The 22,546-nt window shown below is 65.4% G+C and carries 24 protein-coding genes, 1 tRNA gene and 1 pseudogene; 18 read left to right on the top strand and 8 right to left on the bottom strand.

Annotated elements, in window-relative coordinates:
* Window positions 1-33: 33 nt before the first annotated feature.
* A complete protein-coding gene (locus IR187_RS14100) occupies window positions 34-1,809 on the bottom strand; it encodes an ABC-F family ATP-binding cassette domain-containing protein (protein WP_194955216.1) in 1,776 nt (591 codons plus the stop codon).
* Window positions 1,810-1,943: 134 nt separating this feature from the next.
* On the opposite strand from IR187_RS14100, the gene IR187_RS14095 reads away from it, so the two are divergent.
* Together IR187_RS14095 and IR187_RS14090 are read left to right on the top strand one after the other, a co-directional pair.
* Window positions 1,944-2,690 carry an SIMPL domain-containing protein gene (locus tag IR187_RS14095; RefSeq protein WP_194955215.1) on the top strand — a complete coding sequence of 249 codons (747 nt, stop codon included), beginning with the start codon at window positions 1,944-1,946 and terminating at the stop codon, window positions 2,688-2,690.
* A gap of 713 nt (window positions 2,691-3,403) precedes the next feature.
* A complete protein-coding gene (locus IR187_RS14090) occupies window positions 3,404-4,339 on the top strand; it encodes a cell envelope integrity protein TolA (protein ID WP_194955214.1) in 936 nt (311 codons plus the stop codon).
* A gap of 13 nt (window positions 4,340-4,352) precedes the next feature.
* Here the strand turns inward: IR187_RS14090 and IR187_RS14085 are convergent, their stop codons facing one another.
* Window positions 4,353-5,036, bottom strand: a complete 684-nt coding sequence (locus IR187_RS14085) for a prolyl hydroxylase family protein (RefSeq protein ID WP_228765957.1) — start codon at window positions 5,034-5,036, stop codon at window positions 4,353-4,355.
* Window positions 5,037-5,148: 112 nt separating this feature from the next.
* Here IR187_RS14085 and IR187_RS14080 point away from each other — a divergent pair.
* The 13 genes from IR187_RS14080 to IR187_RS14020 all read left to right on the top strand — a co-directional run bounded on the left by IR187_RS14080 (window position 5,149) and on the right by IR187_RS14020 (window position 15,445).
* Window positions 5,149-5,225 (top strand) — tRNA-His (locus tag IR187_RS14080).
* 99 nt (window positions 5,226-5,324) lie between these two features.
* Complete coding sequence (locus tag IR187_RS14075) at window positions 5,325-6,374, top strand: Glu/Leu/Phe/Val family dehydrogenase (RefSeq protein WP_194955213.1); 1,050 nt, start codon at window positions 5,325-5,327, stop codon at window positions 6,372-6,374.
* 67 nt (window positions 6,375-6,441) lie between these two features.
* Window positions 6,442-6,795: a YbaN family protein gene (locus IR187_RS14070; protein WP_194955212.1), complete on the top strand. Its 354-nt coding sequence runs from the start codon at window positions 6,442-6,444 to the stop codon at window positions 6,793-6,795.
* Between the two features lie 176 nt (window positions 6,796-6,971).
* The gene (gene ccmC, locus IR187_RS14065; RefSeq protein WP_194955211.1) at window positions 6,972-7,712 is read left to right on the top strand and encodes a heme ABC transporter permease CcmC; all 741 of its coding nucleotides are present in this window, start codon (window positions 6,972-6,974) and stop codon (window positions 7,710-7,712) included.
* A complete protein-coding gene (locus tag IR187_RS14060; RefSeq protein ID WP_194955210.1) occupies window positions 7,709-7,864 on the top strand; it encodes a hypothetical protein in 156 nt (51 codons plus the stop codon). Before ccmC ends, IR187_RS14060 begins: the two co-directional genes overlap by 4 nt.
* Window positions 7,861-8,295: a cytochrome c maturation protein CcmE gene (gene ccmE, locus IR187_RS14055; protein ID WP_194955209.1), complete on the top strand. Its 435-nt coding sequence runs from the start codon at window positions 7,861-7,863 to the stop codon at window positions 8,293-8,295. The genes IR187_RS14060 and ccmE overlap by 4 nt, the downstream gene beginning before the upstream one ends.
* A gap of 127 nt (window positions 8,296-8,422) precedes the next feature.
* On the top strand, window positions 8,423-10,393 hold the full coding sequence (locus IR187_RS14050; protein ID WP_194955208.1) for a heme lyase CcmF/NrfE family subunit: 1,971 nt from the start codon (window positions 8,423-8,425) through the stop codon (window positions 10,391-10,393).
* A complete protein-coding gene (locus tag IR187_RS14045) occupies window positions 10,390-10,920 on the top strand; it encodes a DsbE family thiol:disulfide interchange protein (RefSeq protein ID WP_194955207.1) in 531 nt (176 codons plus the stop codon). The genes IR187_RS14050 and IR187_RS14045 overlap by 4 nt, the downstream gene beginning before the upstream one ends.
* A gap of 50 nt (window positions 10,921-10,970) precedes the next feature.
* A complete protein-coding gene (locus tag IR187_RS14040) occupies window positions 10,971-11,384 on the top strand; it encodes a cytochrome c-type biogenesis protein (protein ID WP_194955224.1) in 414 nt (137 codons plus the stop codon).
* A complete protein-coding gene (locus tag IR187_RS14035) occupies window positions 11,381-12,031 on the top strand; it encodes a tetratricopeptide repeat protein (RefSeq protein ID WP_194955206.1) in 651 nt (216 codons plus the stop codon). The genes IR187_RS14040 and IR187_RS14035 overlap by 4 nt, the downstream gene beginning before the upstream one ends.
* A gap of 44 nt (window positions 12,032-12,075) precedes the next feature.
* Complete coding sequence (locus tag IR187_RS14030) at window positions 12,076-14,037, top strand: potassium transporter Kup (RefSeq protein ID WP_194955205.1); 1,962 nt, start codon at window positions 12,076-12,078, stop codon at window positions 14,035-14,037.
* Between the two features lie 101 nt (window positions 14,038-14,138).
* Window positions 14,139-14,960, top strand: a complete 822-nt coding sequence (locus IR187_RS14025) for a hypothetical protein (RefSeq protein WP_194955204.1) — start codon at window positions 14,139-14,141, stop codon at window positions 14,958-14,960.
* A complete protein-coding gene (locus IR187_RS14020; protein WP_194955203.1) occupies window positions 14,960-15,445 on the top strand; it encodes an AHH domain-containing protein in 486 nt (161 codons plus the stop codon). The genes IR187_RS14025 and IR187_RS14020 overlap by 1 nt, the downstream gene beginning before the upstream one ends.
* Here the strand turns inward: IR187_RS14020 and IR187_RS14015 are convergent.
* From IR187_RS14015 to IR187_RS14000, 4 genes are all read right to left on the bottom strand, one after another.
* Entirely contained in the window at window positions 15,435-16,406 is a 972-nt protein-coding gene (locus IR187_RS14015) for an NAD(P)H-dependent flavin oxidoreductase (RefSeq protein WP_194955202.1), read from the bottom strand. The two genes, IR187_RS14020 and IR187_RS14015, sit on opposite strands and share 11 nt — an antisense overlap.
* Window positions 16,407-16,531: 125 nt before the next feature.
* Window positions 16,532-17,029 (bottom strand): hypothetical protein, encoded by a 498-nt coding sequence (locus IR187_RS14010; RefSeq protein WP_194955201.1) that lies wholly within the window; start codon window positions 17,027-17,029, stop codon window positions 16,532-16,534.
* A gap of 14 nt (window positions 17,030-17,043) precedes the next feature.
* A complete protein-coding gene (locus tag IR187_RS14005; protein WP_194955200.1) occupies window positions 17,044-17,820 on the bottom strand; it encodes an SDR family NAD(P)-dependent oxidoreductase in 777 nt (258 codons plus the stop codon).
* A 58-nt stretch (window positions 17,821-17,878) separates the two neighbouring features.
* Window positions 17,879-18,706, bottom strand: a complete 828-nt coding sequence (locus tag IR187_RS14000; protein ID WP_194955199.1) for an alpha/beta fold hydrolase — start codon at window positions 18,704-18,706, stop codon at window positions 17,879-17,881.
* 126 nt (window positions 18,707-18,832) lie between these two features.
* Between IR187_RS14000 and IR187_RS13995 the strand changes: the two genes are divergently transcribed.
* The 3 genes and pseudogenes from IR187_RS13995 (at window position 18,833) to IR187_RS13985 (ending at window position 21,711) form a co-directional block, all read left to right on the top strand.
* The gene (locus IR187_RS13995; RefSeq protein ID WP_228765956.1) at window positions 18,833-19,846 is read left to right on the top strand and encodes a GlxA family transcriptional regulator; all 1,014 of its coding nucleotides are present in this window, start codon (window positions 18,833-18,835) and stop codon (window positions 19,844-19,846) included.
* 136 nt (window positions 19,847-19,982) lie between these two features.
* Window positions 19,983-20,342 (top strand): annotated as a pseudogene (locus tag IR187_RS13990) (YciI family protein); the annotation flags it as partial.
* Window positions 20,343-20,454: 112 nt separating this feature from the next.
* Window positions 20,455-21,711, top strand: coding sequence for an RNA polymerase sigma factor (locus IR187_RS13985; RefSeq protein WP_194955197.1), 1,257 nt, complete (start codon window positions 20,455-20,457; stop codon window positions 21,709-21,711).
* Here IR187_RS13985 and IR187_RS13980 read toward each other — a convergent pair.
* Together IR187_RS13980 and IR187_RS13975 are read right to left on the bottom strand one after the other, a co-directional pair.
* Entirely contained in the window at window positions 21,708-21,941 is a 234-nt protein-coding gene (locus IR187_RS13980) for a hypothetical protein (protein ID WP_194955196.1), read from the bottom strand. The genes IR187_RS13985 and IR187_RS13980 overlap by 4 nt on opposite strands.
* On the bottom strand, window positions 21,938-22,306 hold the full coding sequence (locus IR187_RS13975) for an antitoxin Xre/MbcA/ParS toxin-binding domain-containing protein (protein ID WP_194955195.1): 369 nt from the start codon (window positions 22,304-22,306) through the stop codon (window positions 21,938-21,940). Before IR187_RS13975 ends, IR187_RS13980 begins: the two co-directional genes overlap by 4 nt.
* Window positions 22,307-22,546: the final 240 nt, after the last annotated feature.

The raw sequence follows: 22,546 nt of genomic DNA, 5'->3' as shown, positions 1-22,546 counted from the left end.
AATTGCGTCTGTCTGCCAAGCACAATCCAAGACTTAGCCAAGCGATTCAATCTCTTCGGCCAATTCCAACCAGCGATCTTCCGCCGCCGCCTTCTCGGCGCGCAGTGCTTCGAGCTTCGCGGTTAGCGCGGCGAACCGCGCATGGTCGCGGGTGAACAGGGTGCCGTCGGACAATTCGGTTTCCGCCGCGGCCATCTCCGCCTCGATCGCCTCGATCCGCCCCGGCAGCAGGTCATAGTCGCGCTGATCCTTGTAGCTCAGCTTCTTGCGCGCGGTCGGCGGGGGCGGGGCGGCGGCGGTTGATGCTTTGGCTTTGACGCTGTTCGGCTTGACCCGCTTCGCTTCCCAGTCGGCATAGCCGCCGGCGACGATGTCGACCTTGCCCGATCCGTCGAGGCCGAGCGTTACGGTGACGGTGCGGTCGAGGAAGTCGCGGTCGTGGCTGACGAGCAGCACGGTGCCGGCATAATCGGCGATGACTTCCTGCAAGAGGTCGAGCGTTTCGAGGTCGAGGTCGTTGGTCGGTTCGTCGAGCACGAGCAGGTTCGATTCGCGGGCGAATTCGCGCGCGAGGAGGAGGCGCGAGCGTTCACCGCCCGACAGCGCGCCGACGCTGGCCTCCATGACGCCGGGATCGAACAGGAATTCCTTCAAATATCCCTGGATATGCTTCTTGACCCCGCGCACTTCGACCCAGTCGCCGCCGTCGGCGAGGATGTCGCGCACGGTCTTGTCGGGGGACAGCAGGCTGCGCTGCTGGTCGATGATGATACCGTCGAGCGTCGGGGCAAGGGTGATGCTGCCGCTGTCGGGCGCGATCTCGCCGGTCAGCAGCTTGAGCAGGGTCGATTTGCCCGCGCCATTCGCGCCGACGATCCCGATGCGGTCGCCGCGCTGGACGCGGAAATCGAAATTCTTGATGATGACGCGGTCGCCGAAGCTTTTGGACACGCCCTCGGCTACGATCACCGATTTCGAGCGCACGTCGTCGTTGGCGAGGCCGAGTTTGGCGACGCCGGGACCGCCGATCATCGCGGCGCGGGTGGCGCGCATTTCCTTGAGCTTTTCGAGCCGCCCCTGATTGCGCTTGCGGCGCGCGGTGACGCCGCGTTCGAGCCAATGCGCCTCGAGCCGCAGTTTCGAATCGAGCCGCTGCGCGGCGCGCGCTTCCTCGGCGGCGACGGCATCGCTCCATTCCTCGAAACCGCCGAAGCCGATTTCCTTGCGGCGGATGCTGCCGCGGTCGAGCCACAAGGTCTGGCGGGTCAGGCGGGTGAGAAAGGTGCGGTCGTGGCTGATCGCGACGAACGCGCCGGTGTAGCGTGCGAGCCAGGATTCGAGCCAGTCGATCGCGGCGAGGTCGAGGTGGTTGGTCGGCTCGTCGAGGAGCAGCACGTCGGGGTTCTGTGCCAGCGCGCGGGCGAGCGCAGCGCGGCGGCGTTCGCCACCCGAGGCGCTGGCGGCGGTGCGGCTCATGTCGATGCCGAGCTGGTCGGCGATGGCGGCGACCTCAAATTCTTCCGGTGCATTGGGCGGTGCCATGGCAAAATCCATCAGCGTCGCGAAACGCGAGAAATCGGGTTCCTGTTCGAGCATCACGACATGGGTGCCGGGAACGATCACCCGCTTGCCCTTGTCAGGTTCGATCCGCCCGGCGAGCAGCTTGAGCAAGGTCGTCTTGCCCGCGCCGTTGCGCCCGATCAGCGCCAGCCGGTCGCGTTCGCCGACATAGATGTCGAGATCCTGGAACAGCCAGCCACTGCCCTGCACCAGGCCGAGGCCTTCGTATGAAAGAATGGGAGCTGCCATGATGAACGGCGCGCTACCGATCCATTCAGCATCATGCAAGCGCGCTGCGCACAAAGGCCGGAACGGGTCCGGTCCGTCTGCGTTACGGGCTGGAAATCGGAAATGGCCGGAGCTCCGGCCGACAGGAGAATGAAATGACGAAGCAATTGTTCACCGTTATGGCAGCCGGAATGGCTTTGATGGCGGCCGCGCCCGCTTTCGCGCAGCAGGGAGGTTCGGCGGTGACCGCAGCCACAATGCAGGGACCGATCCTGAGCTTCAGCGTCAGCGAGGAAGTGCGCTCTCGCCCCGACCAGGCGACGATCGGCGCCGGGGTGACAACCACCGCGCCGACCGCGGTCGAGGCGATGCGGCAGAATGCGGCGGCGATGGACAAGCTGATCGCCGCGGCGAAGGCGCGCGGGATCAAGGCCGAGGATATCCAGACGAGCGGCATCAACCTGTCGCCGCAATATGATTACAGCAACCAGACCCCGGGCCAGCCGCCGCGCTTCATTGGTTACCAGGTGTCGAACACGGTGCGTGCGACGACCGGCAAGATCGCCGACATCGGCCCGCTGCTCGACGCGCTGGTCGCCGCAGGCGGCACCAATATCGAAGGACCGTGGTTCGGGATGAAGGACGCCGACGCGCAGCTGGTCGACGCGCGCGGCACCGCGATCAAGGCGGCCGAAGCCAAAGCGGCGGACTATGCGCGGCTCGCTGGCTATCGCGGCGCCGAGCTGGTATCGATCAGCGAGGGCGGTTTCGTCGGCCAGCAGCCGCCGATGCCTTATGGCCGTATCCAGAGCACGGCGATGGAGATGAAGGCGACGCCGGTCGAACCGGGACAGGTCGCGAACACGCTGACGCTGAATTTCCAGTACCGGCTGGTGCGGTAAAGCGGTGGGCGCCTGTTGGGCGCGCTAGCAGGATTCGGGCGGGGCCGGAGCATATGCTTCGGCCCCTTTCGTTTGAGCAGGACAGGCGTGCCAGCCTTGCCGGAAATACAGGCGCTGCACTTGCGACGCCGGTTTAAGCGGTTAAGATTGCGACGGGACGCGTGGATATTGCACGCCGGACACGCTCCGGCGTCGAAGGGGATGGATGGATGATCCGCAAGGCGATGGCCGGTGCCGTGCTGGCAGGTTCGGCGATGATGGCGCTGGTGGCATGGGCGCAGCAGAAGGGGGAGCGCATCGATCTGGATGGGATGCCGTTTGTCGTAAACGAGTGGGGTTCGAACGGAGGATCGGTTTTTGCCGTAAGTTCGCCAGGCGACCGTGAGCCAGGCGTCGTGGTGTCTCTCTACACCTCGCCGACAGAGGGTACGGCATCATTCGATGTCCAATGGCATTCCCTGCTGCGTAATCTGGCAGGATCGTGCGCCGAAGACGAGCGCTTGGTTCGCGCACTGGCATTGCGTGCTGGGTATAAGATATCCGCGCTGAAGATCAATCGTTGCAAACTCAGAGCGAACAGTTTTCATGCTAAAACAGACGGCATCGCGGACATAGAAAAGGCCGCCCGACCGGCCATTGCGGGCGGGAAGTGCCGCGCCGATTCCTATGTCGGGACTTGGCAACGGCCCGGCAGCGGCAGGCAAAGCGCGCAGGTGCAGATCGTTTTCAGCCGGGAAGGTCAGGAGGGAACGGGCCGCGCGACCGGCTTTGCCCGCGCGCCATATAGCGACGGCGAAGTGATCGCCTCGCGCATCACCGGCGACGGGGCGGGGTGTCGTTTCAAGGCGCAGTGCGGCACGATCACTTCGACGTCGAATCCCTGTACGGTTGTTGTCGATCCCGCCCAGAACCGCTTGACCATCGAAGGCGGCGCCAAAAGCTTTGTTTCCGATGTCCCCTGGACGCGCGGCACCGCTGCGCCGGCCGCGGCGGTTTGCACGCGCGCCGATATCGAGGGTGACTGGCATCGCAGCGACGGGGCGCTGGTGCCGATCGTCGGCGTCGATGCGTTCGCGCGCGGTGACGGCGGTAACGCGCTGCTGTACAACCATCCCGAAAACTGGCCGAAGGGGCAAAGCAAGTTTCGCGGCATTTATCGCGTCGGCGGCGCGCAGAGCTGTCAATTGAAGGCCGTCTGCGCCGGTTACGACCGCAACAGCCGGACCGGCGCGGTCACGCGCAATGAACGCGCGTGCGAACTGACCATCGATCCGGTTCGCGGTACGCTGCGCGAAAGCGGATCGACCCTGACCTATCGCCGCGACGGCAGGGGCGGCGCCGCGACCCCGGCCCCCGCACCGGTGCCGGAGCCCAAGGTGAGCGCAGAAGAATTGGCTGCGACGCGCTCGCTCAATGCCGATCAGGCGGCGACTGCGAAGCGCGAGATCGAACGCTATGAAGCCGACAAGAAGCGTATCGCCGACGAACAGGCCGCCAATGAAGCCGCCTATCGCAAGGCGCTGGCCGACCGCGAGGCGCTGATCGCCGAAAACGACCGCAAGGCGCGCGAGGCGATGCGGAAATGGGAAGCGGACGTCGCGGCTTGCAAGGCGGGCGACCGCAGCAAATGCGCGCCGGGGCCGAACTGAGCGGCGATCGACGTCAGCGGTGAAGTTCCTCCGCCGCCCACGGCCACGGGCGCTCGCGGAACCATTTGGTGATGATATATTTGCGCCCTTTGCGCACCTTCATCCCATGGTGGAGCGTGTCGGGGTTGACCGTACCGTCGGGACGGACATTGTTCCACGCGAGCAGCTTGCCCGTCTCGGGCTGGTGCAGCTTGCCGGTGGCGAGAAAGCGCGTCGCGCCGCCCGCGGCGGGTTCGTTCAAATAGATCATCAATGTCCAGCTGCGCTGACCGGGGATCGTGCAATAGGTTTCCCAGTCGGCGCCGTGCGGGTCGAAATAGTCGGTATGCGCCTTGAACTCTTCCCCCACGTCGTAACGCTGGCCCTGTAGCGGTTCGCCATATTCGAGCGGGATACCGGTGAGGTCGTGGAGCCTGTTGTTGACCGCGACGACGACAGGCAGCCGGTGGTCGAGGTCGCAGGTGGAACTGGTACGAAACGTGTCGTCGCCGTTCGGGTCGGCGATCGTCGATGGGCGCGCGTCGCTGTCGATAAGATCGATGATCGCCGCGCAAGTGTCGGCGTCAAGCAGGCGCGGCAGCATGAACTGTTCGAGCTTGGGTGTCGGCGCGCGGCGGATGCCGGGGACGGCAGCGAGCCGCGCCGCGGTACGGTCGGCGCCCGAGGTCGCCATGTCGACAAATTCATTTGCAGCCATGGCGCGCGTTTTAGCAGGGTGGCGCGTGCGAACAATGCTTGACGAACGGGGCGGTGCGCGCCTATCGCCGCGCGCTGTCGAGGCCGCTTTATGCGTGCTCGGCATGTGTGTGGCGACCATAGCTCAGTTGGTTAGAGCGCCGGTTTGTGGTACCGGAGGTCGCGGGTTCGAGCCCCGTTGGTCGCCCCATTCCTCCTGAATAATCTGCGGACGGCGTTTGCGCGTGACTTCGCGCTTGCGCCTGATTATTACGCGGTGACGTAATTTTTTAACGCGAGGATTGAATCCATGTCCGCAGTCTGGGATTTCGCCGATTTCGACGATCACGAGCATGTCCATATGTTCCGCGATCGCGACAGCGGACTGACCGCGGTCATTGCGGTTCACTCGACGCACCTTGGTCCCGGCGCGGGTGGCGTACGCTATTGGCATTACCCGCAGCGGGCATCGGCAATCACCGATGCGCTGCGCCTGTCGCGCGGGATGAGCTACAAGAATGCCATGGCCGGGCTGCCGATGGGCGGCGGCAAGGGCGTGATCCTGGCCGACGAAGGCGCGGCGAAGACCCCCGAACTGCTCGCGGCGTTCGGCCGCGCGGTCGAATCGCTCGGCGGCGCCTATGTCACCGCCGAAGATGTCGGCATGTCGGACGCCGATATGGTCGCAATCTCGAAACACACCAAGCATGTCAGCGGCCTGCCCGTGGCGAGCGGCGAAGCGGGTGGCGATCCCGGCCCGCTGACCGCGCTGGGCGTTTATCTGGGCATCAAGGCGGCCATTCGCGAAGGATTGGGCGCCGACAGCGCCCAGGGCGTCCGCGTCGCGATCCAGGGCGTCGGCAGCGTCGGCGGCGGCGTCGCGCGGCGGCTGGCGGCGGAAGGCGCGAAGCTGACGCTGGCCGACGTCAATCTGGCGCGCGCCAAGGAACTCGCCGAGGAACTGGGCGCCGAACTCGCCGATTCGGCCGCGATCATGGAGATCGAGGCCGATGTGCTCAGCCCCAACGCGCTGGGCGCGATCCTGACCGAGCGCAGCATCGAGAAGCTGCGGGTGCCGATCGTCGCGGGGGGCGCCAACAACCAGTTGGCGACCGCCGCCGATGGGCAGCGCATCCACGATCGCGGCATCGTCTATGCGCCCGATTATGTGATCAACGCGGGCGGTATCATCAATGTCGCGCTGGAATATCTGGGGCAGGGGAGCCGCGAAGAGGTCGAGGGGCGGATTGCTCTGATCCCCGGACGCCTCGCCGAAATCTGGGCCGAGAGCAAGGCGAGCGGGACCCCGGCGTCGATGGTCGCCGACCGCATGGCGCAAAAGCTGATCGGGCGGGGTTAGGAGATTAAGCCCTTCCCCTGAAGGGGAGGGGTTTAGTTGTCTTTGATTTCCGCTAAGCCACCCCGCGATGAAGCGGCATTTTTTTCTTGTCGGTGGATTTTTGTCGCTCGCGCTTGGCGCGATCGGTGCGGTGCTGCCGCTATTGCCGACGGTGCCATTTGTCATTCTGGCCGCCTTTTGCTTCGCGCGTTCGTCGCCGCGGCTCGAGGCGTGGTTGCTCCATCACCCGACATTCGGACCACATATCGTCGCGTGGCGCGAGAAGGGGGCCATCAGCCGCAAGGGCAAGGTGGCGGCGATGCTCGCCTTTGCCTTCAGCATCGCCCTTGCACTGATTTTCGCACCGTGGCCGTGGATGATGGCACCGATCATCGCAGCGGCGGTCGGCGGTAGCTGGATATGGACAAGGCCGGAGGGTTGAGGTTCGTTGGTGCTGCTGAAGGCAGGTTTGGGGTGTCTTGCGGAATCTAGAAATCCTCCCCATCGACTTGCGATGGGGAGGATATATGTCCGCAACCGCTCGCTAGCTGGCGCTCCGAACCTGCACCGGGCAAATCGCTGGACCCCCACGCCGCGCTCCCCTAAGGACGCGAAGCGATGCACGCCTATGCGAATCCGACCCGTTTCCTGGCAATCGCCCGCCCATTGACGCCATGGCTGCTTTGCCTTGGCCTCTTGCTGGTGCTCGCCGGTGCATGGGCCGGGCTGACGCAGGTGCCCGGCGATTACAAGCAGGGCGAGACCGCACGCATCCTTTATGTCCATGTGCCGTCGGCGTGGCTGGGCATGGGCGGTTGGACCTCGCTGGCGATCGCCGGACTGGTTCAGCTCGTCTGGCGCCATCCGCTGTCGGGCATTGCGGCACGCGCGATTGCGGTGCCGGGGATGTTGTTTACCGCGCTGTGTCTTGCGACCGGATCAATCTGGGGCAAGCCGACGTGGGGCACCTGGTGGGAATGGGACGGGCGGATGACGTCGATGCTGGTCCTGCTGTTTCTCTATGCCGGCTTTATAGCGCTGACCAACGGTGATGAGGGCCAGCGACAGGGCGGATCCTTGTCACGCGGCGCGGCGATTTATGCGCTGGTCGGCGCGATCAATATCCCGATCATCAACCGCAGTGTCGTATGGTGGAACAGCCTGCATCAGGGGCCGAGCATCACGCTCCGCGGGTCGAGCATCGACAATGCGCTGCTCTGGCCATTGGGCTTGACCTTGCTGGGCTTTTCGCTGCTATTCGGCGCCATCGTGTTGATGCGGATGCGGCGGATCATCGCCGACAATCGCGTTGCGGCGCGGCTGCGGCGGCTGGCTGACGACGAGGGGACGATGGCGTGACGGGGGTGATCAGCGGTAGCGGCCAGTGGACCTATGTGGCGGCGGCGTACATGCTGACGGTGCTGCTGACCGGCGCCGTGCTGTGGTCGAGCTGGCGCGCGATGAAAAAAGCCGAGCGGCGCAGCGACGCGCTGCGTAAGGACCAGCCATGAAGGCAAAGCATCAGCGGCTCGTACTGGCGGTCGCGGCACTCGTCGGCGTCGCCGGAGCGGGTGTGCTGGCGGCGAGTGCGCTACGCGACGAGGCGGCCTATTTCCGTACGCCGGTCGAAATCGCAGACGGCAAGGCTGCGGTCGGCGAGGCCATGCGGCTGGGCGGCATGGTCGCGGCGGGCAGCATCGAACGTCAGCGCGACGGGCTGACGATCCGCTTCGTCGCCACCGACGGCAAGGCGTCGGTGCCGGTCGAATATACCGGCATCGTCCCCGACCTGTTCGGCGAGGAAAGCGGCATGGTCGCCGACGGTCGGATGCGCGCCGACGGGACGTTCGTCGCCGACCGAATCCTCGCGAAGCATGACGAGCGCTATATGCCGCCGCAGATGGGCGAGATGCCGAAGAATATGAAGGCGCCGACGGCGTGAGCGGTCTCCATTGGTCGTCATTGCGAGCGAAGCGAAGCAATCCAGAGCAGCGCAAGGCAGCCCCTGGATTGCTTCGCTTCGCTCGCAATGACGAAGTTTTTGGTGCTTCGGTTGAGGCGAGGGATCGATGATCGCCGAACTTGGCCTCGCGCTGCTGTGGATCGCGGCGGCGCTTGCCTGCCTCTCGCTCGTCGCCGGCGTGCTATACGTGCGCGGCGGCCAGGCCGAACTGGCGGCGCTGGTCCGCCCCGCCAGCGTAGCGCAAGGCGTGCTGACTGCAACCGCGTTCGGCCTGCTGATCGCGCTGTTCGTGCGGTCCGACATGTCGGTCGAACTGGTCGCGCGCAACAGCAACAGCCTGAAACCGATGATCTTCAAGGTCGCGGGAACGTGGGGCAACCACGAAGGGTCGATGTTGCTCTGGCTGACGATCCTGTGCCTGTCAGGCGCGCTGATCGCGTTGTTCGAAAAGCGGCTGCGCGAGGACACGCTGATCGCGACGCTGGCGGCGCAGGCGGCGCTCAGCCTTGGTTTCTTTGCCTTTTTGCTGTTTTCGTCGAATCCGTTCAACCGCTTGCCGGTGGCACCGCCCGACGGGCAGGGGCTGAACCCGCTGCTCCAGGACATCGGCCTCGCCTTCCATCCGCCGACGCTTTACGTCGGTTATGTCGGGCTGTCGGTCGCGTTCAGCTTTGCCGTCGGGGCGCTGGTGACGCGCGAGATCGGCCCCGCTTTTGCCCGCGCGATGCGGCCGTGGGTGTTGTTCAGCTGGATTTTCCTGACGATCGGGATCACCGCGGGCAGCTATTGGGCCTATTACGAGCTTGGCTGGGGCGGCTGGTGGTTCTGGGACCCGGTCGAAAATGTGTCGCTGGTGCCTTGGCTCGCGGGCGCCGCCTTGCTTCATTCGGTCGCGGTGACGGCCACCCGCAATGCCTTGCGGGCATGGACGGTGATGCTGGCGGTGATCGGTTTCTCGATGTCGATGGTCGGTACCTTCATCGTCCGGTCGGGGCTGCTGACCAGCGTCCACAGCTTTGCCGTCGATCCCGAGCGCGGGACTTTCCTGCTGGTGCTGATGGCGATCTATATCGGCGGCGCGCTGACTCTTTTCGCCTTGCGCGCGGGCAGCGTCGCGGAGGGCAAGAAGTTCGCGCTGCTCAGCCGCGAAGGGTCGCTGGTGATCAACAATCTGTTGCTGACCACCATCCTCGCGCTCGTGCTGCTCGGTACCCTCTATCCGATCGTCGCAGAGGCGATGGGCGAGAAAATCTCGGTCGGGCCGCCCTATTACAACCGCGTGGCCGGTCCGCTGGCGCTGGTGCTGTGCCTTGTGATGGTCGCGGGGCCGCTGCTCAGCTGGCGCCGCGACGATGGCAAGCGGCTGTGGTCGCGGCTGCCGGTAGCGGCTTTGGCCGGGGCAGCGGTTTTGGTGCTGCTCGTCGTGTTTGGCGGAAAGATCGGCATTCTGCCGCTGCTCGGCATGGTTGTGGCGGCGATCGTCGCAGTGGCCAGCCTGGCGCCGCTGTGGGGACGCAATCTTCGCCGCACGCCGTTGCCGACCTGGGGCATGGTCACCGCACATTTCGGGGTTGCGGTGGCGCTGGCGGGAATGGGGGCCGAAAGCGCTTTCATCAAGGAGCGGTTGGTCGCGGCAGCGCCGGGCGACATCATCAAGGTGGGCAGCTATGCCGTCACCTTTGTCGGGGTCAAGCCTGTCGCGGGCCCGAATTATACGTCTATCGAGGGAACATTGGTCGCGCGGACCGCCGGAGGCGGCGAGTTCACGATGCGGCCCGAAGCGCGAACTTTCCCGGGCTTGATGGGGACGGCGCCGACAGAAACCAACGAAGCCGCGCTGCTGACCCGGCCCGGCGGACAATTATATGCGGTGCTCGGCCAGCCGGTGACGAGCGATGACGGACGTGCCGACCGTTACCAGATCCGCCTGTGGTGGAAACCGCTGGTATGGTGGATATGGCTGGGTGGCGGATTGATAGCGCTGGGCGCCACGCTGTCGCTGGTCGGACGCGCGCAATTGCCCGGCATCTGGCGCGCACGGCGCTATCGCAAATCACAGGAGCGCTTTGCGCCATGACCAACCGCTGGGTCCTTTTTGTGCCGCTGGCGATCATGGGATTGTTGTTCGGCGCCTTCATCTATCGGCTGGTTACTCCAGCGGAAACGCTGATCCGCTCGCAATGGATCGACAAACCGATGCCGCTGTTCGACCTGCCACCCGCGACCGCCGGGGTCGAGGGGTTGGAGAGCAGCCAATTGGCCGACGGCAAGCCGCGACTGGTCAATGTGTTCGCGAGCTGGTGCATCCCGTGCCGCGCCGAAGCGCCGCAACTCGAGGCTCTGAAGGCTGCCGGCGTGCCGATCGACGGCATCGCGATCCGCGACCGCCCCGAGGATGTCGCGACGTTCCTGCGCGAATATGGGAATCCGTTCGATCGCATCGGGTCCGACATGCAGAGCAGCGTCCAGATCGCGCTAGGGTCATCGGGGGTGCCCGAAACCTTCCTGATCGATGGCAAGGGCATCATTCGCGAACAGCATCAGGGCATCATTCTGGCCGAGCAAGTGCCGGAGATTATCGCGAAGCTGGAGGCGATGAAGTGACGGGTGCCTTCTCAAGCTGCCTGCGCAGGGGCGCGGGGGTCTTTCTGGCGATGATGCTCGCTAACGGCGGCGCTGTGCCCGTCACCGCCCAGGATCGCCTGCCGCCCGCGCCCTACGCCTATGAGCAGCTACGCGATCCGGCAAAGGAAGCACGGGCGAAGGCGCTGATGGACGAACTGCGCTGCCTCGTCTGTCAGGGGCAGTCGATTGCCGACAGTGACGCGCCGCTGGCGGGCGATATGCGACACGAGGTCCGCAGCAAGATTGCCGCGGGCGAAAGCCCTGAAGCGATCAAGAAATGGCTGGTGGCGCGTTACGGCAATTGGGTCAGTTATGATCCGCCGTTCGATGCGGCCACCGCGTTTCTGTGGCTGGGGCCGTTCCTTTTCCTGCTGCTCGGCGGGTGGCTCGCATTCGGGCGCTTCCGGCGCGGTGAAGATGACGCAGCGGAAGGTGGGGCATGATTTGGCTGTGGGTCATGCTGGCGGCGCTGGCGACGATCGCCGGGATATTCTGGCTCGGCAAGCTGCCCGCGACCGCGCGACCGCTCGCCGGGGCGGCGGTAATGCTGGGACTGGCGGGCTATGCGCTGCAGGGCAGCCCGTCGCTGCCTGGCAAGCCGGTGGCGGCGCCCGAGGAGCCAGAGGGTTTTGGCGATGTCATCGCCGACCAGCGGCAGGGTATGGCCGACCGTTTCGGCCCGGCCGCGCAGTGGCTGGGGATGTCGGACGGATTTGCCCGCACCGGAAAGACCGAACTGGCGGCCAAGACGCTGGAAAAGGGACTCGCGCGCTATCCCGACAATGTCGATCTGTGGGTCGGGCTGGGCAATGCGCTGACCGCGCATGGTGGCGGGATGATGTCGCCGGCGGCGGCGCTGGCGTTCGACGAGGCCGCACGGCGCGATCCCAGTCATCCCGCACCGCCGTTCTTTGCCGGGCTGGCGCTGGCGCAGGGGGGCGATCTGAAAGGCGCCGAGGCGGTATGGGGTGAGCTGTTGGCGCGTAGCCCCGCGGATGCGCCATGGCGTGCGGATCTGGAGATGCGCTTGGCACAGCTGCGGCAGGCGATGGGCCCGCGACTTCCGGCCGAGGCAACGGAAGCCCCTTGAAATGGGCGCTATTACAATCACGCGGGCTCGTCTAAAGGCGCGCGATGACTGCTGAGTCGCAAAAAGGGGCGCGCAATGCGGAGACGGCTGCGCCGAGCGCTGCCGATACCGGCCATTATGGCCACGGCCAGCACGGCGATGGCAAGCTGAAGCTTGCGGTCGGCGCGGTGGGCGTCGTGTTTGGCGACATCGGGACAAGCCCGCTTTACGCCTTCCGCGAAACCTTTGCCGGGCACCATCCCATCGAACCCGATCGCCTGCACATCTATGGTGTGCTGAGCTTGGTATTCTGGTCGATGATGCTGGTCGTCACTTTCAAATATGTGCTGACGATCATGAAGGCCGACAACAAGGGTGAGGGCGGAAGCCTTGCCTTGCTGGCATTGATCAGCCGCTCGTCGGGTGAGAAGCGGTGGACCTGGCCGATCATTCTGCTCGGGGTTTTCGCAACCGCGCTTTTTTATGGCGACAGCATGATAACCCCGGCGATGTCGGTCCTGTCGGCCACCGAGGGGTTGCGCTATATCGACCCGGGTTTCTCCCCGTACATCGTGCCCATCGCGCTCGCGATCCTCATCGGCCTGTTCGCGCTCCAGTCGCGCGGCACGGCGAAGGTCGGGGCGCTTTTCGGGCCGATCATGCTGACATACTTCCTGACCCTCGCCGGGTTGGGGATAATGCACATCGCTGCCAATCCGTGGATCATCGTCGAAACGCTCAACCCGGTGAATGCGCTGCGCTTTTTCTATGTTGACGGATTTACCGCTTTCATCGCGCTCGGCGCGGTGGTCCTTGCGGTTACAGGCGCCGAAGCGCTGTATGCCGACATGGGCCACTTCGGGCGCGGCCCGATCGGCATCAGCTGGCTGGCCTTTGTGCTGCCCGCGCTGATGCTTAATTATATGGGGCAAGGCGCGATGGTTCTGGCCGCGGAAGTCGGTCCACGGGCCGATCTGATTGCCGATCCATTTTTCCAAATGATGCCCCGGTATCTGGAAGTGCCCGTCGTCATCCTGGCGCTCTTGGCAACGATCATCGCAAGCCAGGCGGTGATTTCGGGCGCTTTTTCTCTCACCCAGCAGGCGATCCAGCTCGGTTTCATGCCGCGCCTGCGCGTCGAGCATACCAGCGCTTCGGCAGCGGGCCAGATCTACATCCCGATCGTCAACTGGGGGCTGATGGTCATGGTCGTCATGCTCGTCATCGGCTTCGGGTCGTCGAGCAATCTTGCCGCCGCTTATGGCATCGCCGTGACCGGGGCGATGTTCATCGACACCTGCCTGATGAGCGTCGTGCTCTTCACCCTGTGGAAATGGCCGGCGTGGAAGGCGCTTCCGGTGCTGGCGGTGTTCTTTACCGTCGATATCGCCTATTTCGGCGCCAATCTGATCAAGGTGCCCGACGGCGGGTGGGTCCCGCTGGCGATCGGCCTGACCATCTTTACCATGCTCACCACCTGGTCGCGCGGGCGCAAGCTGATGCAGCAGGAAATGGCCGAGGGGGCGATGCCGATCCCGGTGTTCGTCAAATCGGCCGCGAACAGTGCGACGCGCGTGCCGGGAACCGCGGTGTTCATGACCTCGACGTCGGATGGCGTTCCGCACGCGCTGCTCCACAATCTCAAGCACAACAAGGTGCTGCACGAGCGCATCATCCTGCTGACGATCAAGATCGCCGACGTGCCGTTCGTTCAGGAAGAAAAGCTGTGCCAACTGGAGGATCTGGGCCGCGGTTTCCACCGTCTGATCCTGCATTACGGTTTTATGCAGCCCGTCGATGTGCCCGATGCGCTGGCACGGGTGACCAGCTGTGGCGGCGAGTTCAAGATGCTGGAAACCAGCTTTTTCCTGTCGCGGCAGACGCTGATCGCGGCGAGCAAGCCGGGGATGCCGATCTGGCGCGAAAAGCTGTTCGCATGGATGCTGCGCAATTCGGAAAGCGCGATGGAATATTTCCGCCTGCCGACCAACCGCGTCGTCGAATTGGGCAGCCAGGTTGCGATCTGACACCGGCGGCCGATTAACTCCGCGTCATCAGCAATTATGCGTTTGAAGATTGGTCGCAACCTTGCGATGCAGGCGCAGAGCGAGGGAGGTTGGCCGTCGACATGGATGCGGGAAGCACCGATACGCTGATCTTGCCGGTGCCGCCGGAACCCTTTGCGCTGATCGTCGGCGGCGCAATGCAGGGGCGGTCGGTGGATATGCTCGAACAGGCGCTACGCCGCATGGGCTTGCAGCCCGAACGAGTGGAAGATTGCACTCCCGGCGCCATTGAACCGCGTTTTCGCTTGCGTTTCGGCACGACGATCGTCCTCGCCGGCCCTGCTGAGGGAGCCGTGCTCGACGCCGCCGATCCCGACCAGCCATCGACCAGCCTCTTGGCTGCCAGCCTGCCATCCCATTGGCGACAGGATGGACATTGCTGGACGTTCGTCCCTGAACATGACAGCGCGCTGGCGACGGCAACCGGGCAGCCGTCGCAATTGCGCGATCTGTTCAAGATGATGGTGCTGCTGATCGACCTGTTCGATGCCAGCCATCTGTTTTGGTCGCCCGCGCGGCTGTGGTCCGACGCCGCGCAGTTTCGCGCGTCGATCGCCGAAATGCTGGCGAGCGGGATGCCGCCGGTACTGCATCTGGTTGCGTTTCGGCGCCGCGACGATGCCGCGGGTGCCAGCATGGGGACGCGGGGGCTGGCGCTGTTCGCCGGGCAGGAGTTGGAAGCCCGCATTCCCGTCGGCTGGACGGTGGCCGAGATGGTGCGGCGGCTGTCGCGGCTGGCGCTCGACATGATGTTGAACGGCCCGGTGCAGCACGAACGCAAGATGCGAGGGCTGGAGAGCGGCGAATGGATTGACCTGTCGCCGTCGTCGATCGTTGAAGGGCAGCGATCGACGGTGATCGTCGAGTTTGGCCGCGACCGCTGATGCCGGGCCGCGGCTGGCAGGGCGCCCCGCCACCGCAACCCGGATTTCAACGTCATCACCTGATCCCAATCGCCTTGCTCCACCGCGCGCAGATGGCGGCGATGTTCGACGCGTTGCAGGCCGAAGGCTTCGCGCTCGAGAATTTCCGTCGCAACGGACTGATGCTGCCCGCGTGCGAAGGGGCGGCGCTGTTGTCGGGCCATGCGCTGCATCGCGGGCCGCATCAGGGGTATAGCGATGTCGTGGCGGCACGGGTCGATCAGATCCGGCGGCATTTTGTCCTGCACGCGACCGCCGACCTGCGGTTTGCGCGACGCACAGCGGTGATGCGGCTGCGGCTGTTGCAGGACACGACACGGCGCGCGCTCACCGACCGGCACGGGGCGGGATTCTGGCTCAACCGCCGCGATCCGATGCGGCTGTTTGTCGACCGGCCCTATCTGGACGAGGCGATCGAGCGGTTGTTTGGCGGCGTTACAGCCTGACCTTTGCCTCGAGCTCGCGGCGTGCGGCCAGATATTGTGCTTCAAGCTCGGCGACGAAGTCGGCGACGGGGCGCACTGCGGTGACCGGGCCGATGCCCTGGCCCGATCCCCAAATGTCTTTCCACGCCTTGACCTTCGTATTGCCGCCCGAGCCGAAATTCATTGTCGACAGGTCGCCTTCGGGCAAGTTGTCGGGGTCCATGCCCGCGGCGACGATCGATTGGCGGAGGTAATTGCCGTGGACGCCGGTGAACAGGTTGGAATAGACGATGTCGGCGGCGCGGCCTTCGACGATGCCATCCTTGTAGCCTTGGTCCGCGTTGGCTTCGGCAGTCGCGATGAAGGCGCTGCCGATATAGGCGAGGTCGGCGCCGCACGCCTGCGCCGCGAGGACCGAGCGGCCATGGCCGATCGCACCCGACAGCGCGACGGGGCCGTCGAACCATTCGCGGATTTCCTGCACCAGCGCGAAGGGCGACTGGCGCCCGGCGTGGCCGCCCGCGCCCGCTGCGACGGGGATCAGCCCGTCGGCGCCCTTTTCGACGGCCTTGCGCGCGAAGCGGTCGTCGATGACGTCGTGGAGCGTGATGCCGCCCCAGCTGTGGACCGCTTGGTTGAGCTCTTCGCGCGCGCCGAGCGAGGTGATCGTGATCGGCACCTTCCATTTGGCGCAGGTCGCGATGTCCTGTTCCAGCCGGTCGTTCGATTTGTGGACGATCTGGTTGACCGCATAGGGCGCCGACAGTCGGTCGGGGTTGGCGCGGTCCCACGCGGCGAGTTCTTCGGTGATCTGGTGCAGCCATTCGTCGAGCAACGTCTGTGGCCGCGCGTTGAGCGCCGGGAAGCTGCCCACAACCCCCGCCTTGCACTGCGCAATGACCAGTTCCGGCCCCGATACGATGAACAAAGGCGAGCCGATGACGGGCAGGCGAAGGCGGTCGAAAATGGGGGGAAGGGCCATGAATCACTCTCCGGTAGCAGTTTGAAACTGACCTTAACGTAAAGGGAAGGTGGTGCAAGAGGGGTTGGCGGCGTTGCGACGACAAGGGCGGCCGAAGCCGCCCTTGTTCGTGATTTTGGTGGCGATCAGGCGACGGCGGTTCGGCGGCGCGCGGCTTTGAACGTCAGGTAGCCGAGGCCGACCATGGCAATCAACAGCACGCCCTGGGCAATGGCGAAGGGCGGTTCTGTTCCGTTCGGCGCCAGCGCGTTGAGCGCCGGTACTTTCAGAAAACTCTGCACTACTAGCACGAATAGGTTGAGATAGAGCGCGAGGGTGGCGGTGACCGCATAGATTGCGGCAGCGCGTCCGACGAGTTTGCGGCGGTACCAGGCCCAAAAGGTTGCCACCAGGATCAGCGTCGACAGGATTCCGAAGCCGAGCGCCGGGGTGAAGGCGACGATTGGGAACAGGAAACCCGTCAGGCTGGTGAGCAGCGTCGTCCACAGGAAGATGCCGGTCGTGCGCGGCAGGATGCGGCCGCGCGCAAAGGCGGGAAGGGCGATCAGCCCCGCCGCGATCGCGATCAGGCTGATCGCGACGTGCAGCGCGGTGAACTGCGGGATGGTGAGGCCCAAGATCATGGCACATCCCTCCGTTACAGATAGCGCGGCGCGGGACGCGCCAGCGACAGGTTGGGACGGAGCGCCGCGCGCGCCGCGACATAGGCGTCATAGTCCGCCATGTCGGGCAGGGCGGGAATGGTGACGGTTTCGCCCGCATCGAAACCGGCGAGTGCGGCATCGACCATGTCGTCCACGTCCATCAAGATTTCGGCGGGCAGGCTGGCCAATTGTTCGTCGGTCCAGATCGGGGTGCGCGTGGCGCCCGGCAGCACCGCCTGAATCCGCACGCCCTTCGCGCCCAGTTCGGCCTGCAAGGCTTCGCTGAACGCCAGCACATAGGCCTTGCTGGCGGGATAAGTCGCGGTGAAGCCATCAGGGATCAGGGCGGTTACCGAGCTGACGTTGATGATCGCCCCGCTGCCCTTCGCGGCAAGTCGCGGCGCGATCGCTGCGGCGAGCCGAGTGGCCGCCAGAATGTTGAGATTGATCAGCGCCGTCAGATGCACCGGATCGGCGTCGACAAAGCTGGTTTCGCCCGCGATCCCGGCGTTGTTGATGAGGCCGGTGATCGTGTCGTCATCGCGTAGGCGCGCTTCGACGCGGGCGAGGCCGTCAGGATTGGCGAGGTCGGCGGCGATAACGTCGACGGATACGCCGGTGTCGCTGCGCAGCCGGTCGGCGAGGTTGGCGAGTTTATCGGCGCGGCGCGCGACGAGGATCAGGTCGTGGCCGCGGCGGGCAAGGCGGTCGGCATAGACGGCGCCGATGCCATCCGATGCCCCGGTGATGAGGAAGGTCTGCTTGGTCATGGCTTGTCTCCTTGGTGAAGGAGGCGGCGCGGCCCCGCTGGACCGCGCCTCCCGTGTATCAGCTGTTGATGAAATCCAGAAGGTCGGCGTTGAAGCGGTCCTGGTGGGTGACCGCCAGGCCGTGGTCGGCGCCTTCGTAGATTTTCAGCACGGCCTGTTTGACGATCTTCACCGTGGCGCGGGCCGAGGCATCGACGGGAACGATCTGGTCGTCATCGCCATGGAGGACGAGGGTCGGGACGTCGAACTTCTTCAGATCTTTGTTGAAGTCGCTTTCCGAAAAGGCGCGGATGCTGTCGAGCTGGCCCTTGAGCCCGCCCATCATGCCCTGCCGGACAAATTCGTCGCGCAGCGCTTCGCTGACCGCCGCGCCGTCGCGGTTATAGCCGTAGAAGGGGATGGTCAGATCCTTGAAGAACTGCGGCCGGTTGTCGAACGTCCCCTTGCGGATGCCGTCGAAGACGTCGATCGGCAGCCCGCCCGGGTTGGCTTCGGTCTTGAGCATCAGCGGCGGCACCGCGCCGATCAGCGCAACCTTGGCGACCCGCGCCGTGCCGTGGCGGCCGACATAGCGGGTGACCTCGCCGCCGCCGGTCGAATGACCGACGAGGATGATGTCGTTAAGGTTCAACTGTTCGATCAGTTCGGCGAGGTCGTCTGCGTACTGATCCATATTGTTGTTTTCCCAGACCTGATCCGAGCGGCCATGGCTGCGGCGGTCATGGGCGATGGTGCGGAAGCCCTGATTGGCGAAATAGACCATCTGGGCGTCCCAGGCGTCGGCGCTGAGCGGCCAGCCGTGGGAGAAGATGATCGGCTGGCCGTCCTTCGGACCCCAGTCCTTGTAGAAGATGTGCGTGCCGTCCTTGGTGGTGATCGTGGTCATGGCTTGGTTCCTTTCGGTTCGAAGGGCGGGGTGTCCGTCCCGATGACACGGATTTAGGACGAGCCAGGCTTGCGCGGGATTGGCGGATACGACATTATGCGGGCCAAATCCGACAAAGGAGCCGATATGCCGAAGCTGATGCTGCCCGACGCGGCCATTGTGCCGATGATCGAAGTCGGATTGATGATCTATCCCGACTGCCAGATGGGGATGGTCCACGGTATCACCGACCTGTTCGACGTTGCGGGCCGCTTTGCGGTCGAGCATGCGCGACGCCCGATGCGCGTCAGCCACTGGCGATTGCAGAAGGACGGGGGCTTTGCGCGTTGTCGCGACAGCCACCCGGACGAAGCTGCGAACAATTCGCCCGCGGTGCTGATTGCGCCGGGTAGCCTGCACAAGCTGCTCGAACCCGGAGAGGTCGAACCCTATGCGCGCTGGCTGCTCGACCGGCACGCCCAAGGAACGGTGCTGGCGTCGAATTGCGGCGGCGCCTTTGCGCTCGCCGCGACGGGGCTGCTCGCCGGGCGCCCGGCAACGACACATTGGTTTTTTGCCGAGCGGTTTCGCGAGCGGTTCCCCGACGTGCGGTTGGAGGCCGACCGGATGGTGATCGACGATGGCGATATCGTCACCGCGGGCGGCATGATGGCGTGGACCGACCTGGGGCTCCGGATCGTCGAGCGATTGCTGGGGCCGACGGTGATGATGGAAACGGCGCGCTTTCTGCTGATCGACCCGAGCGGTCGCGAGCAGAAGAATTACGCCAGCTTTGCCCCCAGGCTGACGCATGGTGACGAGGCGATCCTGCGCGTCCAGCACTGGTTGCAGGCGCGCGGCGTCGGCCCGGTCACCGTCCCCGCCATGGCGAACGAGGCCGGGATGGAGGAGCGGACGTTCCAGCGGCGGTTCAAGGCCGCGACCGGCATGACCCCGGTCGAATATGTCCAGCATCTGCGCGTCGGCAAGGCGCGCGAACTGCTGGAATTCACCCGCCGCACCGTCGATCAGATCGCGTGGGGCGTCGGATATGAGGATGCGGCGGCGTTCCGCAAATTGTTCCACCGCATCACCGGGCTGTCGCCGCACGAATATCGCCAGCGGTTCGCGACACCGAATTCGCTGGCCGAGGTGGCCTGAAACGGGGCGTCTGCTAGCCCCTTACGTCCGAGATATTCGCCACAGAAAATTTTTTCCGCCATGTGTCGATTTCGGGGAAAGTCGTTCGTCGTGAAGATACGAGGCCGATTTTGGTCCGGTTTAAAGGAGACAGGCAATGCGTGTGATGGTGTTCGTAAAGGCGACTGAGGACAGCGAACAGGGCATGACCCCGTCGCCCGAGCTGAGCCAGATGTTCATCGACATGGGCAAGTTCAACGAGGAACTGGTCAACGCCGGGGTGCTGGTCGCCGGTGACGGGCTGAAGCCGTCGTCGTTCGGCAAGCGGGTCGCGTTCGATGGTCCCAGCCGCACCGTGATCGACGGGCCGTTCGCCGAAACACGCGAACTGGTCGCCGGTTACTGGATCTGGGAGGTGAAGGACATGGACGAGGCGGTCGAATGGGTGAAGCGCTGCCCCAACCCGATGTTCGGCCCCAGCGAGATCGAGATTCGTCCTTTCTATGAAATGGAAGATTTCGGCGATGTGATCCCCGACGAAGCCGCGGCCATCCACGACGGGGTGGGCGAGAAGCTTGCGAACCGCTGAACCCTTGGTCCACCCCGCCATGCGCCGCGCACCGTAGCGCATGGCGGCGGACCCCACCCATCGGGCAATCGAGGCGGTATTTCGGATCGAGCGCGCCAGGCTGATTGCCGGTCTTGCTCGCCTGACCCGCGATGTCGACCGCGCCGAGGAGCTGGCGCAGGACGCGCTGCTGGTCGCGCTGACCGAATGGCCCGCCAGCGGCGTCCCCGCCAATCCGGGCGCCTGGCTGATGGCGGCCGCCAAGCGGCGCGCTATCGACGGCTTCCGCCACACCGCGATGCAGAGCCGCAAGCACGCCGAAATTGCTCGCGAACTGGATGAGGAACAGGGCATGAGCGCCGAAGCCGTCGAGGCCGCGCTGGACGATCCGCTGGGCGACGAACTGCTCGGCCTGGTCTTTGCCGCGTGCCACCCGGTGATCGGAGCCGAGGGCCGTGCCGCGCTGACGCTGCGGCTGGTCGGCGGGTTGACGGTGGAAGAAATTGCCCGGGCCTTCCTTTCCAACGAGGCGGCGATTGCGGCGCGGATTACCCGGGCCAAGAAGGCGATTGCGAAGGCGGGCGTAGCGTTCGAGGTGCCGCGCGGCGCCGAGCTGGCGGCGCGGCTGCCGTCGGTGCTCGAGGTCGTCTATCTGATCTTCAACGAAGGCTATGCCGCGACCGCGGGGCCGTCGCTGGTCCGCCCGCCCTTGTGCGGCGAGGCGCAGCGGCTGGGGCGCATCCTGGCGGGGTTGATGCCCGATCAGCCCGAGGTGCTGGGGCTGCTGGCGCTGATGGAGATCCAGGCGTCGCGGCTGGCAGCGCGCGCCGGTCCGGACGGCCGTTTCGTGCCGCTGACCGAGCAGAACCGGGCGCGCTGGGACCAGTTGCTGATCCGCCGCGGGCTCAATGCGCTCGCCCGCGCCGAGGCGCTGGGCGGCGCGAACGGTCCCTATGCGTTGCAGGCGGCGCTCGCGGCATGCCACGCCCGCGCCCGCCGTGCCGAGGACACGGACTGGCGGCGCATTGCCCTGCTGTACGACCGTCTGCGGCAGGTAATGCCGTCGCCGGTGGTCGAGCTGAACCGCGCGGTCGCGCACAGCATGGCATTCGGCCCGGCCGCCGGGCTGGCGCTGGTCGATGCGATCGCCGACGAAGCGGCGCTGCGCAACTATGCCCCGCTGCCCGCCGCACGCGGCGACTTCCTGCTCCGCGCCGGACGCCGCGCCGAGGCAAAGGCGCAGTTCGAAGCCGCGGCGGCGCTGGCCGGCAATGACCGCGAACGCGACTATCTGCTCAGCCGCGCCGCCGATTGTTAATAGCCCCCCTCCGACCCCGGGGCGCGGTAGAAGCGGTGGCGGGTGACGGTGCCGTCGATCAGGCTGTTCTTGAGCTTTTTGCGCATCGTGTCGGCGCCGTCGGGCGACACGCAGACCAGGCGGGTGCCGCCGTCGGGCAGCGGTTCGATCGCGCTGATGATGACCCCCGCGCTCTTGCACAGCGCCGCCACCTCGGCCTCGGTCAGCGTGACATTCATCGCGCGGCTCATGACGTGGTGGCGCCGGGCGCCAGGGCGCGGATCGCAGCGGCGACCTGCTCAAAACCCTCGGCACTGGCGGTGGCGAGCGCGAGCGGGCGACCGCCGAGCGCGGCATTTTCGCTGTTCAGAAATTCGACCGCCGGATCGCGGCCGCCCATGGTCAGAAAGGCCAGCTGGCTGATGTCGCCCTGTCGCTTGGCATCGTCGCGGGCGAGGGGGGTGCGGTTCTTGCGGAAATGATTGTTGTTGCGCGCACGGGTCGGCGTCACGTCGTCGGCAGCGTGTTTCGCGTCGCTGCTGCTTGGTTCGGCCGGCGCGGCGGCGACGGGCGCCGTGCCGACGGGCGGATTGACGGGTTTGGTTCGGCTGTTCATCGGGCGTGGCTCCTGTTCGGGCAAGCGGGAGCACGCAGGTCTCTCAGCCGCGGCGGCCTGTGGAAAAGTCGGTGCCGCGATCGGGACGATATGGGGACGCCGAGCACCGATTGTAAGATGGCGGCCGGACCGCGTCCGTCGTCGGCGCACGGGCCGTTCGTCGATGACACCTTGCCACTCGTCGAATGGTGGCCAATCGCCGCGGCGACCGATGGCAATGAAAAAGCGTCGAATTTCCTG

The sequence above is a fragment of the Sphingopyxis solisilvae genome (genome assembly GCF_015475875.1).
Classification (GTDB): Bacteria; Pseudomonadota; Alphaproteobacteria; order Sphingomonadales; family Sphingomonadaceae; genus Sphingopyxis; species Sphingopyxis solisilvae.
The sequence above is the reverse complement of the archived record's forward strand: the minus strand, read 5'-3'. Positions and strand labels throughout refer to the sequence as shown.